General features: G+C 65.1%; 8 protein-coding genes. 3 read left to right on the forward strand and 5 right to left on the reverse strand.

Going from position 1 to position 12,362, the window contains the following annotated elements; translation table 11 throughout:
* Positions 1-30: 30 nt before the first annotated feature.
* The 4 genes from RT688_RS00505 to RT688_RS00520 form a co-directional block, all read right to left on the reverse strand.
* Positions 31-1,098: an acyltransferase gene (locus RT688_RS00505; RefSeq protein ID WP_313702898.1), complete on the reverse strand. Its 1,068-nt coding sequence runs from the start codon at positions 1,096-1,098 to the stop codon at positions 31-33.
* A gap of 173 nt (positions 1,099-1,271) precedes the next feature.
* A complete protein-coding gene (locus RT688_RS00510) occupies positions 1,272-3,344 on the reverse strand; it encodes a M13-type metalloendopeptidase (RefSeq protein WP_313702899.1) in 2,073 nt (690 codons plus the stop codon).
* Between the two features lie 126 nt (positions 3,345-3,470).
* Positions 3,471-5,525, reverse strand: coding sequence for a M13 family metallopeptidase (locus RT688_RS00515; RefSeq protein WP_313702900.1), 2,055 nt, complete (start codon positions 5,523-5,525; stop codon positions 3,471-3,473).
* Positions 5,522-5,788 carry a hypothetical protein gene (locus RT688_RS00520; protein ID WP_313702901.1) on the reverse strand — a complete coding sequence of 89 codons (267 nt, stop codon included), beginning with the start codon at positions 5,786-5,788 and terminating at the stop codon, positions 5,522-5,524. The genes RT688_RS00515 and RT688_RS00520 overlap by 4 nt, the downstream gene beginning before the upstream one ends.
* Positions 5,789-6,254: 466 nt before the next feature.
* Here RT688_RS00520 and RT688_RS00525 point away from each other — a divergent pair, with 466 nt between their 5' ends.
* The 3 genes from RT688_RS00525 to RT688_RS00535 all read left to right on the forward strand — a co-directional run bounded on the left by RT688_RS00525 (position 6,255) and on the right by RT688_RS00535 (position 10,072).
* Positions 6,255-7,670, forward strand: a complete 1,416-nt coding sequence (locus tag RT688_RS00525) for a S41 family peptidase (protein ID WP_313702902.1) — start codon at positions 6,255-6,257, stop codon at positions 7,668-7,670.
* Positions 7,671-8,004: 334 nt separating this feature from the next.
* Positions 8,005-9,126: a beta-ketoacyl-ACP synthase III gene (locus RT688_RS00530; protein ID WP_313702903.1), complete on the forward strand. Its 1,122-nt coding sequence runs from the start codon at positions 8,005-8,007 to the stop codon at positions 9,124-9,126.
* A gap of 187 nt (positions 9,127-9,313) precedes the next feature.
* Complete coding sequence (locus RT688_RS00535) at positions 9,314-10,072, forward strand: hypothetical protein (protein WP_313702904.1); 759 nt, start codon at positions 9,314-9,316, stop codon at positions 10,070-10,072.
* A gap of 153 nt (positions 10,073-10,225) precedes the next feature.
* Here the strand turns inward: RT688_RS00535 and RT688_RS00540 are convergent, their stop codons facing one another.
* Complete coding sequence (locus RT688_RS00540; protein WP_313703144.1) at positions 10,226-12,256, reverse strand: NADPH-dependent 2,4-dienoyl-CoA reductase; 2,031 nt, start codon at positions 12,254-12,256, stop codon at positions 10,226-10,228.
* Positions 12,257-12,362 lie beyond the last annotated feature (106 nt).

The following is a 12,362-nucleotide window of genomic DNA, read 5'->3' on the forward strand; positions in this document are numbered from 1 at the left end:
GCCAGGCGCCTGGGGCTTTTTGTTTATTCCCTATTTGGCCTTGGCCAGCGCGCCGGCCGCGAGCGGTCCCACGGCGGCCGATGGGCGCGGCGGCGCGGCGCCGATCACGCTGCCGAAGGCACCCGGCGCGACGCGCATCGCGGTGCGGTACACCAGCACCAGGAGCGCCGTGGTCAGCACCGGCGCCAGCAACCAGTAAGCCGGATACGGCACGGCCTTCGCCAGCGGCCGGTACAGCATCCAGGTTGCCAGCAGCACCGGCGCATGGGCGACGAAGACGAAGAAGCTGTACTTGCTCATGCCCGCCAGCCAGGCGCCGAACGCGGTCCGGGTGAGAAGCGCCGCGGCCGGCCAGATCAGGATCGGCGCCGCCATGCGCAGGTAATTCGTGTTCGCCACCCGGAACGCCACCACCGCCGCGCACAGCGCGACGAACGCGGCCAGGCACAGCGCCGCATGGCGGTCGAGCGCGCACAGGTTCCAGCGGCGCACGGCGGCCAGGCCGCCCAGGTAGAACACCGGCGCCATCACGTCGCGCAGCAGGAATTGGCCGTCCAGGTTATTCATGAAGACCAGCAGCACCGCGCCCAGGCCGAGCCAGGGGATGTGGCGCAGCATCCAGCCGAACAGCGGCGCCAGCAGCATCAGGACCACCAAGTCGCGCAGGAAGTTGAGCGGATAGTTGATCGGCGAATCGAACAGGCCGAAGGCGGCGTTGGCCCAGCCGCGCGGATCGTCCGGCACCATGCCCTCGCCGAGCGGCACATGCAGGCCGTTTTCCAGGAAGTCGGCCGCGCCCAGCAGCAGCAGGTTGAAGAACAGGAAGGGCACGACGATGGTGCAGAATTTTTTCAGCGCCAGCTTGCCGGGCTGGCGGTCGAGCATCGAGCGAAACAGCAGGTAGCCCGAGATCGCGGTCAGCACCGGCACCGTGGTGCGGAACGCCGCGTTCTGGAAGAAGGCCTTGAACAGGTCGAAGGCGCCAGTGCCTACTTCCTTGATCGGCACGTAAGGCGGCGTATGCAGCAGGACCACGCCGAAAATCATCAGGAAGCGCAGCAGGGCGATTCGCCTGCGCACCTCGTCTTCGTTTTGCATCGCAGCATCCATGTTGTTCCGTTACAAAAATCATAACGTACGAGCGAGCTGGTCTGCTTTGGCGATTCAATCGTGCGCGCTTTTGTTCCGGATCCACCTCGAAAATGATGCGATGCAGAAATTAAAAACCGCCCGGCTTGCGCGGGGCGGTCTTGCGGCCGGGGCCGGCGTATTTACCAGATGATGACGCGGTCCTTCGGCGCCAGGTACATCTTGTCGCCCTGCTTGACCTTGAAGGCTTCATAGAAGCCCGGCTGGTTCTTCAGGGTGCCGTTGGCGCGGAACTGGCCCGGCGAGTGCGGGTCGGTCTTCACCTGGGCGATCTGGGCCGGCTCGCGCATCTTCGAGCGCCATACCTGTGCCCAGCCCATGTACAGGCGCTGTTCGCCGGTCAGGCCGTTGATCACCGGCGCCTTCTTGCCCTTCAACGAGATCTTGTAGGCTTTCGCCGCGATGGCCAGGCCCGAGTTGTCGGCGATGTTCTCGCCCAGGGTCAGTTCGCCGTTGACGTGGTAGCCGGGCAGCGGGCTGTAGGCGCTGTACTGCTCGACCAGCATCTTGGTCTTGGCCTTGAAGTTCTTGTGGTCCGACGGGCTCCACCAGTCGCGCAGGTTGCCGTCGCCGTCGTACTGGGCGCCCTGGTCGTCGAAGCCGTGGCTGATCTCGTGGCCGATCACGGCGCCAATGCCGCCGTAGTTGACGGCATCGTCGGCGTTGGCGTCGAAGAACGGCGGCTGCAGGATCGAGGCCGGGAACACGATCTCGTTCAGTTCCGGGTTGTAGTAGGCGTTCACCGTCTGCGGCGTCATGCCCCACTCGTCGCGGTCGATCGGCTTACCCAGCTTGTTCAGCTCGCGGTCGTACTCGACCTCGCGCGCGCGCATCACGTTGCCGACCAGGTCGTCGCGCTTGACGGTGAGGGCCGAGTAGTCCTTCCACTTGTTCGGGTAGCCGATCTTCGGGGTGAACTTGGCCAGCTTGGCTTGCGCTTCCTTCTTGGTCGCCGGGCTCATCCAGTCGAGGGTGTTGATCGACTCTTTATAGGCCGCCAGCAGGTTCGCGACCAGCTTTTCCATGCGCGCCTTGCGCTCGGCCGGGAAGTGCTCGGCGACGTACAGCTTGCCGACCGCTTCGCCCAGGCCGCGCTCGACCGCGCCGACGCCGCGCTTCCAGCGCGGTTCCTGCTGCGGCGCGCCCGACAGGGTGGTGCCGTAGAAGGCGAAGCGCTGGTCGGCGAAGTTCTTCGACAGGTAGCTGCCGTAGGCGTCGATCAGGTGCATCTGCAGATAGGCCTTCCAGGTCTCGAGCGGGGTCTTGCCCGCCACCTCCGCAAAGCCCTTCAGGTAAGTAGGCTGGCTGACGATGACGTAGGAGGCCTTGGCGGCGATGCCGGCGCTGTCCAGCCAGGCTTTCCAGTCGAAGCCGGGAGCCACTTCGGCCAGCTTGGCCAGTTCGACCTTGTTGTAGGTCTTGACCGGGTCGCGGTTCTCGACCTTGGTCCACTGCACGCGCGCGATCTCGGTCTCGAAATCGAGGATGGCTTTGGCATTGGCGGCGGCGTTCTTGTCGCCGGCCATGCCCAGCATCTTTTCCATGTGCTGCTGGTACTTGGCGCGCGCGTCGGCCAGTTTCGCGTCGTCCGATTTCAGGTAGTAGTCGCGGTCCGGCATGCCCAGGCCGGCCTGGTACAGGTCGGCGACGTACTTGGTCGAGTCCTTGGCGTCCTGGTGGATGAAGAACACCACCGGCACTTCCAGGCCCAGCTTGACCATGCGCGCCAGCACGGCCGGCAGTTCGGATTTGTCCTTGATCGCCGCGATCTTCGCCAGCTCGGCGTTCAGCGGGGCAATGCCCAGCTGTTCGAGCTTCGCTTCATCCATGAAGCTGGCGTAGAAGTCGCCGATCTTTTGCGTTTCGCTGCCCGCGGCGGCGTTCTTGTCGGCGGCGGCACGCTCGATGATCGCGCGCAGCTGCGGCAGGGTGTCGTCGCGCAGCTTCATGAACGAGCCCCAGCTCGACTTGTCGGCCGGGATCTCGACCGTCTTGAGCCACTTGCCGTTCAGGTATTCGAAGAAGTCGTCCTGCGGGCGCACGGACGGTTCGATGTATTCGGTGGCGATGCCGGCCGACAGCACCGGGGCTTTTGCGGTCTTGGCGGCAGCGCCGGCAGCACCCGCGGCACCCTCGGCCTGGGCAAAGCCGGCGATCAGGGCCAGCGTCAGGGCGCTGAGCATGTGTTTTTTCATCTGTCTCTCCACTGTTTTTGAATGAGATCGGCCGGCGCCCTGCCGGGCGCCGGCCGTTTTTTCCGTCAGTTCAGATATGCATACGTCCCGTAGATACGGGCTTTCTGCATGATCAGCTGGAAGACTTTACCAGATCGAGACGCGATCTTTCGGCGCCAGGTACATTTTGTCGCCTTCTTTCACGCCGAACGCCTCATAGAAGGCCGGGTGGTTCATCACGGTGCCGTTGGCGCGGAACTGGCCCGGCGAGTGCGGGTCGGTTTTCACTTGCACGATCTGTTGCGCTTCGCGCATCTTCGAGCGCCACACCTGGCCGAAGCCCATGAAGAAGCGCTGGTCGCCGGTCAAGCCGTCGATCACCGGCGCAGGCTTGCCCTTCAGCGAGATCTTGTAGGCTTTATAGGCGATGGCCAGGCCCGAGTTGTCGCCGATGTTCTCGCCGAGGGTCAGTTCGCCGTTGACGTTGTAGCCAGGGATCGGGCTATAGTTGTTGTACTGCTTGACCAGCATGTCGGTGCGCTTCTGGAAGGCGTCGCGGTCTTCCTTGGTCCACCAGTTGCGCAGGTTGCCTTCGCCGTCGGACTGGCTGCCCTTGTCGTCGAAGCCGTGGCCGATCTCGTGGCCGATCACGGCGCCGATCGCGCCGTAGTTCACGGCGTCGTCGGCGCGCATGTCGAAGAACGGCGGCTGCAGGATCGCGGCCGGGAACACGATCTCGTTCATCGAGCTGCTGTAGTAGGCGTTCACCGTCTGCGGCGTCATGCCCCACTCTTCGCGGTCGATCGGTTTACCCAGCTTGGTGATGTTGCGGTTGTAGGCGAACTCGGAAGCGCGCTTCACGTTGCCGACCAGGTCGTCGGAGCGGATCGCCAGCTTCGAGTAGTCGCGCCACTTGTTCGGGTAGCCGACCTTCGGCACGAACTTGGCCAGCTTGGCCTGGGCTTCGACCTTGGTGGCCGGGGTCATCCAGTCGAGCTGGTCGATGCTTTCCTTGTAGGCGGCGGTGACGTTCTTGACCAGCTCCTCCATGCGCGCCTTGCGCTCGGCCGGGAAGTACTTGGCCACGTACAGCTTGCCGGCGGCTTCGCCCAGCGCGCCTTCGACCAGCGACACGCCCGACTTCCAGCGCGGACGGTTCTCGGTCACGCCGGTCAGGACGGTGCCGTAGAAGGCGAAGTTGGCGTCGACAAAGGCCTTCGACAGGTAAGGCGAGTATTCGCGCAGCAGCTGCCATTCGAAGTAGGACTTCAGGGTCGCCAGGTCGGTCTTGGCCAGCACCTCGTTGAAGCCGGTCAGGTAGCTCGGCTGGGCGACGATGACGTAGTCCAGCTTGTTGCCCACGCCGGCGGCCGCCAGCGCCGCATTCCAGTCGTAGCCCGGGGTCAGCTTGCCCAGCTCGGCCACGCTCATCTTGTTGTAGCGCTTGACCGGATCGCGGTTCTCGACCTTGGTCCACTGCACCTTGGCCAGTTCGGTTTCGAAGGCAACGATGGCCTTGGCCTGCTCGGCGGCGTTCTTCTCGCCGGCCAGGCCCAGGATCTGCGCCACGTGGGCTTCGTACTTGGCGCGCGTTTCCGCCATGCGCTTGTCGTCGAGCTTCAGGTAGTAGTCCCGGTCCGGCATGCCCAGGCCGCTCTGGCCGATGTAGGTCGCGTACTTGGTGGAAGCGCGCGCATCCTGGCCGACGCGGATGCCGTACGGGGTGGCCACGCCGATCTTCGACAGGTGGGCGACCAGGTTCGGCACGCCCTTCTTGTCCTTCAGGGTACGGATGCGCTGCAGTTCGCTGCCCAGGGGCTTCACGCCCAGGGTTTCCAGTTTGGCTTCATCCATGAAGCTGGCGTACAGGTCGCCGATCTTCTGTTCGTCGGTGCCGGCCTTCTTGCCCGCGTCCTTCTGCGCCGCCTCGATGATCTCGCGCAGGTGGGCCTGGGCGTCGTCGCGCAGCTGCATGAAGGTGCCCCAGCTGGCCTTGTCGGCCGGGATCTCGGTCGACTTCAGCCACTTGCCGTTCAGGTAAGTGAAGAAGTCGTCCTGCGGACGCACCGAGTTGTCGATGTACTGGACGTCGATCCCGGAGATCGGCGCGCCCGTTTGGGCGGTAGCGCTTGGGGTGTCGCCGGCATGGGCGAAAGCCGCCAGCACGGACAGGGTCAGGGTGCTCAGAAGGGTACGTTTCACAGGAAAGTCCTCGATTGCAGAAAAAGCGGCGCGTGGCCACGAAAAAAAGGGACGCGGCCGGTAAGCCTCGTCCCAGGGTTCAATGTGCTGCGCCGCTGCGGCATCCGCGCGGCGGCGGGCACATGGCGAACGGCGATGGCGCCGGCGCGGCAGGCCGGCGGCGAACAGGTGTCCAGGGAAGCGGCGGCGCCCCGGCGAATGCCTGGGGAGCGGTGCACGCCGCGCCCGTCAGGGCGACGCAGGCGCGGGTTCAGCGTCTTCATCTCTTGTATTTTTATAGGACCGCACGCCTGGGCGGCACGGCCGATGTTATTTCTTGTCGGGCCATTCTAGCGGCTGCCGGGCCAGCCGTTACAGCCGGGGCCGATTTTTTACTTTTCGATACAACCGGCGTCACACCGCCGGACACCGGCGCCGCCCGGGCCTATTTGCGCGGCCATAAAAAAGCCCACGGGGGAACCGTGGGCAAAATCCACTGCTAAAACGGTGGAGGGAGAGAAAAACTGCAATTGACTATAGAACCACGCCGGGTGCGCCGCGCCGACTCTTACAATTGCTTACCGGAAGCCCAACCGGCTTTACAAACGGCTTTAAAAACCGGCGGCAGCACGGCCGGCGCAGCGTATTTGCGCCGGCGCCACCGCGGGCAGGTGCGAATCGGGTTTATACTGGACGCGCGCTATCTCATGCGTGCACAGGCGGGGCCATGCGCCGCCGCACAGAAGATCTATGGGCTCCACTCTGAAGAACACCGGCCTGCTGGCCGTTGGCGTTGCCGCCGGCGTCGCGGTCACGATGCAGTTTTCCGCGCTCGCCCACAAGCGGGTCGAGCCGAGCATGCCGCTCGGCGAACTGCGCCAGCTCGCGCGGGTGGTCGACATCATCCAGTCCGAGTACGTCGAGCCGGTCAAGGGCGACAAGCTGCTGACCGAAGCCATCAACGGCATGGTCGGCTCGCTCGACCCGCATTCGGGCTACCTCGATCCGGCCGCCTATCGCGAACTGCGCGAAGGCACGGAGGGCCGCTTCGTCGGCCTGGGCATCGAGATCGGCCAGAGCGACGAGGGCTATGTCGAGATCGTCGCGCCGATGGAGGATTCGCCGGCCGAGCGCGCCGGCATCCAGGCGGGCGACCTGATCACCCGCATCGACGGCGCCGACGTGCGTGGCCTGGGGCTCGAAGAAGCGGTCAAGCGCATGCGCGGCACGCCCGGCACCCGCGTCACGCTCACCATTGCGCGCGGCAGTGCGCCGCAGCCGCTGGTGCTGACGGTCGAGCGCCAGGAAATCGTGCAGAAAAGCGTCAAGGCGAAGATCGTCGAGCCGGGCTACGCGTGGCTGCGCATCTCGCAGTTCCAGGAGCCGACGGTGGACGACATGGCGGCCAAGCTGGCCGAGCTGGCGCGCAAGGAACCGGCATTGAAGGGCCTGGTGCTCGACCTGCGCAACGACCCGGGCGGCCTGCTGCAGGGCGCGATCGGGGTGGCCGCGGCCTTCCTGCCCGAGGGCGCGGAAATCGTCTCGACCAACGGCCAGCTGGCCGAGATGCGCCAGCGCTTCTTCGGCCGGCCCGAATACTACATGCTGCGCAGCGGGCGCGATCCCCTGGCGAGCGTGCCCGCCGTGTACAAGACGCTGCCGCTGGTGGTGCTGGTGAATACCGGTTCGGCCTCGGCCTCGGAAATCGTCGCCGGCGCGCTGCAGGACCACAAGCGCGCCGTCGTCGTCGGCAGCCAGACTTTCGGCAAGGGCTCGGTGCAGACCATCCGTCCGATCGGCCGCGAAGCCGCGGTCAAGCTGACCACGGCGCGCTATTACACGCCGGCCGGGCGCTCGATCCAGGCGCGCGGCATCGTGCCCGACTTCCCGGTCGACGAAACCGCCGAGGACGACGGCCTGAATGCGCTGCGCATGCGCGAAGCCGACCTTGAACGCCACCTGTCGGGCGAGGCCGAGGAAGCCACGCGCCAGGACGACATCGAGGCGCAGATGGCCCTGCTCGACACGCTACGCCAGCGCAAGCCGCTCGCCTACGGCAGCGGCGACGACTTCCAGCTGGCCCAGGCGCTCAAGCACCTGAAGGGCGAGCCGATGCAGTTGTCGAAGCGGCAGGAAGACGCGAAGCTGGCCGGGCACACGCGCTGAACATTGCTGGTGCAGGCGCCCGTAGGGTGGGCGCCCCGTGCCCACGCGAACGCCAGCACATGTTGGCTCCGTTTGAATGTTCAGGGCCGATTCCACACAGTGCGTCTTCATGCAAGCCATGTAACTCGAACGGTGCCAACGCGACGCATTATTCCGCGTGGGTACGGCGTGCCCACCCTACGGATGCAATATCAATGTGGCAAATAGCGTCATCTAGAACCGAAGAAACTGCCTACAAAATAGACACCCCGACAATTCCCAGCACCTTCCCGATTGTGTAGAATCCCCGTCAGTCTGCGGGGAACGCCCCGTTATCTCCTTTGAAAGTCCTCTTATGAAACCTGTCGTCATCAGCGGCACCGGCCTGTTTACGCCTCCGTATTCCATCTCGAACGACGAGCTGGTGACGGCGTTCAATGCCTACGTCGAGCAGTTCAACCAAGAGAATGCCGCCGCCATCGCCGCAGGCAGCGTCACCGCGCTCGAATCGTCGAGCAGCGCCTTTATCGAAAAAGCGTCCGGCATCAAGTCGCGCTACGTGATGGAGAAGGAAGGCATCCTCGATCCGGCCCGCATGACCTCGCGCATCCCGGAACGCTCGGACGAGGAACTGTCGCTGCAGGCCGAGATCTGCGTCGCCGCCGCCAAGGATGCCCTCGCGCGCGCCGGCCGCGTGGCCAGCGACATCGACATGGTGCTGGTCGCCGCCTCCAACATGCAGCGCGCCTACCCGGCCATGGCGGTCGAGGTGCAGGAAGCGCTGGGCATCGAAGGCTACGGCTTCGACATGAACGTGGCCTGCTCCTCGGCCACCTTCGGCATCCAGACCGCGATGGCCGCCGTCCAGACCGGCCAGGCGCGCGCCGTGCTGGTGCTGAACCCGGAAATCACCAGCGCCCACCTGAACTTCCGCGACCGCGACAGCCACTTCATCTTCGGCGACGCCTGCACCGCAATGGTCATCGAAGCGGCCGACACCGCCGTCAGCGCGCACCAGTTCGAGATCCTCGATTCGAAACTGAAGACCAAGTTCTCGAACAACATCCGCAACAACTTCGGCTTCATGAACCGCTTCGACGAGTCGGGCGTGGGCAAGGCCGATAAACTGTTCCGCCAGCAGGGCCGCAAGGTGTTCAAGGAAGTGTGCCCGATGGCCGCCGAGATGATCAAGGAAACCGTGGAAGCGGCCGGCCTGCAGATCCCGCAGGTCTCGCGCTACTGGCTGCACCAGGCCAACCTGAACATGAACCTCCTGATCGCGCGCACCCTGCTCGGGCGCGACGCCGAGCCGGGCGAGGCGCCGGTGATCCTCGACAGCTACGCCAACACCTCGTCGGCCGGCTCGATCATCGCCTTCCACAAGTACCAGGACGACCTGCCCGCAGGCGCGAACGGCGTCATCTGCTCCTTCGGCGCCGGCTACTCGATCGGCTGCGTCGTCGTGCGTAAAAAATAAGCGATTCCTGCCTGGTCGGCAGTCAAACAAGGGGTGCGTTTCGACGCACCCCTTGTTTTTTTATCTACACTGTCGTTACAGCGCAACTTCTGCTGCATTGCGGCATCGAATAATTAAATAATTTATATTATTTCTGCTAATATCCGCCTGAAAGTCGAACTTCAATCAATAATAAAAAGGGGATGTCATGGCAGAGATCAGCGATACGCAAGCGTTGCGCGCGGACGCACGCCAGCTCGTCGTCGGCCCGTCCGACTTGTATGGCCTCCATCGCAAGATTCTCTTCCTCGCATTCTTGCTGGTGCTGGCGCACAGCGGCGCGATGGCGCTGAAGTATTACGCCGGCAACGACATGGCGCTCGGCCTGGTGCCGCTCTTCGACTTCTACGAAGAGCACAACATCCCGACCTATTTCTCTTCCCTGAACCTGCTGCTGACCTCCTGCCTGCTGTTCGCGACCGCGCGCCTGGCGCGCGCGGCCGGGCACAAGGACGTCCTGGCCTGGCGCATCCTGGCGGCCGGCTTCCTGTTCATGTCGGTCGACGAATTCGCCGACCTGCGCATCATCCTGAGCAAGATGGTCAAGGCGGTGGCCGGCGCCCACTTCGAAGCGGTGCCCGTGCTGTCGGTGGCGTGGACGATCCCGGTGGCGGCCATCGTGGTGGCGGTGGCGATCTACATGATTCCCTTCCTGCTGCGCCTGAAGAAGGTCTACATGATCAACTTCGCGCTGGCCGGCGCGGCCTTCGTGTTCGCGGCCATCGGCTTCGAGACCATCGAAGGCCACCATGTGGCGCAGACCGGCGGCGTGCGCGACTTCGCCTTCATGCTGATGGTGACCGCGGAAGAGTCGATGGAAATCTTCTCGATCATCTACTTCCAGTACTTCCTGCTTCGCTATGTGAACGAGTACCACCGCGGGGTGTACCTGCGGCTGAACTACTGAAGGACGTAGGGTGGGCGGATTTTCCGCCCACGCGTTCAACCCACGTTCGAACATGTGCGGCGCTGGCTTTCCAACGTGATTTGAACGCGTGGACGGGAGACCCGTCCACCCTACGGGTCTTGGTTCACGCCCGGGCCGTCCCACGACCATTTATCACAAACGCGCCGCCAGCTCCGCCCCTTCCCGGATCGCGCGCTTCGCATCGAGCTCGGCCGCCAGCGAGGCGCCGCCGATCTTGTGGAAGCGCGGCCCGCCACCGGCTTGCGCGACCGTCAGCTCATCGAGGCTTTCCTGGCCGGCGCAGATCACCACGTTGTCCACTTCCAGCACCTGCTGCTTCCCGCCGACCGTGATGTGCAGGCCGGCGTCGTCGATGCGGTCGTACTGCACGCCCGCCATCATTTTGACGCCGCCGCGCTGCAAGGCCGCGCGGTGCACCCAGCCCGAGGTCTTGCCGAGGCCCGCGCCCGGCCGCGTGGTCTTGCGCTGCAGGAGCCACAACTGGCGGTAGGGGTGGGCAGGCACCGGTTGCACCAGGCCGCCCGGCGTCGAGACGTTCAGGTCGACGCCCCACTCTCCGGTCCAGGTCGATACCGGCTGGGGCAGCGGGTGTGCGGGATCGTGCAGCAGGAACTCGCCGGTGTCGAAACCGATGCCGCCGGCGCCGATGATCGCCACGCGTTTGCCGACCTGGGCCTTGTCGCGCAGGACCTCGAGGTAGGACAGCACCATCGGGTGCTCGATGCCGGGTATGGAGGGCTTCCTCATGCGCACGCCGGTGGCGACGATCACCTCGTCGAAGCCCTGCGCCAGCAGTTCCTCGCGCGTGACGCGGCGGTTCAGCTCGACCTGCACGCCGGTCGTGTCCAGCTTGCGCCCGAAATAGCGGATGGTCTCGGCGAACTCCTCCTTGCCGGGGACCTGCATGGCGACGTTGAACTGGCCGCCGATGCGGCTCGACGCTTCGAACAGCGTCACCCGGTGGCCGCGCTCGGCCGCCACGGTCGCCGCCGACAGGCCGGCCGGTCCCGCCCCGACCACCGCGATGCGGCGTGGCGTGTTCGTCTTGGCGTACACCAGTTCGGTCTCGTGGCAGGCGCGCGGGTTGACCAGGCAGCTGGCGCGTTTATTCGCGAAGGTGTGGTCGAGGCAGGCCTGGTTGCAGCCGATGCAGGTGTTGATCTCGTCGACGCGTCCGCTCGCCGCTTTCGCGACAAAGGCGGCATCGGCCAGGAAGGGACGCGCCATCGACACCATGTCGGCGTCGCCGCGCGCAAGCAAGGTCTCGGCCTCGTGCGGCATGTTGATGCGGTTCGACGCCACCACCGGAATGCCGACCTCCTTGCGCAAGCGGCCCGCCACGCCGGCAAAGGCCGCGCGCGGCACCGAGGTGACGATGGTCGGCACGCGCGCCTCGTGCCAGCCGTAGCCGGTGTTCAGGATCGTTACACCGGCCTGCTCCAGTGCGCGGGCGACGGTGACGACCTCGTCCCAGGTATTACCGCCTTCGACCAGGTCGAGCACCGAGTGGCGGTACATGATGATGAAGTCGGGGCCGACCGTTTGGCGGATGCGGCGCACCACTTCCAGCGCCAGGCGCATGCGGTTCTCGATCGGGCCGCCCCACTGGTCGCCGCGCGTGTTCACCCGCGCACACAGGAACTGGTTCAGCAGGTAGCCCTCGCTGCCCATCACCTCGACGCCGTCGTAGCCGGCCATCTTCGCCAGCTTCGCGCAGCGCGCATAGGCGCGGATGGTGGCTTCGATGCCGCGCTCGGTCAGCGCGCGCGGTTTGAAGGGAGAGATCGGCGACTTGGTGGCGCTGGCCGAGACCACGAAGGGCTGGTAACCGTAGCGGCCGGCGTGCAGGATCTGCAGCAGGATCTTGCCGCCCTCCTCGTGCACGGCGCGCGTGACGCGGCGGTGGTTCGGCACGTCGCCTAGGAAATTCAGGGTGCCGCCCATCGGCAGCAGCCAGCCCTGGCGGTTCGGCGAGATGCCGCCGGTGACGATCAGGCCGACGCCGCCGGCCGCGCGTTCGCGGTAGAAGGCGGCCAGCTTGCCGTAGTTGTAGAAGCGGTCTTCGAGCCCGGTGTGCATCGAGCCCATCATCACGCGGTTCTTCAGCGTGGTGAAGCCCAGGTCGAGCGGTGCGAGCAGGTGGGGGTAGGCGGTGGTAGTCATCACGGCATTAAACCGTGAAATCGTGGAGCGGGGGTTCTAAACGTCGGGTGGCGTTTCGATGTGCATGTGTCGTACCGCGTGGGTTCGAGAACCCACCCTACGGATC

Origin of the sequence: Massilia sp., assembly GCF_032106685.1 — a bacterium.
Taxonomy (GTDB): domain Bacteria; phylum Pseudomonadota; class Gammaproteobacteria; order Burkholderiales; family Burkholderiaceae_D; genus Telluria.

What these genes read in the sequence shown, in the direction of transcription:
- RT688_RS00510 (WP_313702899.1), bottom strand. Translation starts at nt 3,344, where the DNA reads ATGAAAAAACACATGCTCAGCGCCCTGACGCTGGCCCTGATCGCCGGC.
- RT688_RS00540 (WP_313703144.1), bottom strand. Translation starts at nt 12,256, where the DNA reads ATGACTACCACCGCCTACCCCCACCTGCTCGCACCGCTCGACCTGGGC.
- RT688_RS00505 (WP_313702898.1), bottom strand. Translation starts at nt 1,098, where the DNA reads ATGCAAAACGAAGACGAGGTGCGCAGGCGAATCGCCCTGCTGCGCTTC.
- RT688_RS00530 (WP_313702903.1), top strand. Translation starts at nt 8,005, where the DNA reads ATGAAACCTGTCGTCATCAGCGGCACCGGCCTGTTTACGCCTCCGTAT.
- RT688_RS00535 (WP_313702904.1), top strand. Translation starts at nt 9,314, where the DNA reads ATGGCAGAGATCAGCGATACGCAAGCGTTGCGCGCGGACGCACGCCAG.
- RT688_RS00525 (WP_313702902.1), top strand. Translation starts at nt 6,255, where the DNA reads ATGGGCTCCACTCTGAAGAACACCGGCCTGCTGGCCGTTGGCGTTGCC.
- RT688_RS00520 (WP_313702901.1), bottom strand. Translation starts at nt 5,788, where the DNA reads ATGAAGACGCTGAACCCGCGCCTGCGTCGCCCTGACGGGCGCGGCGTG.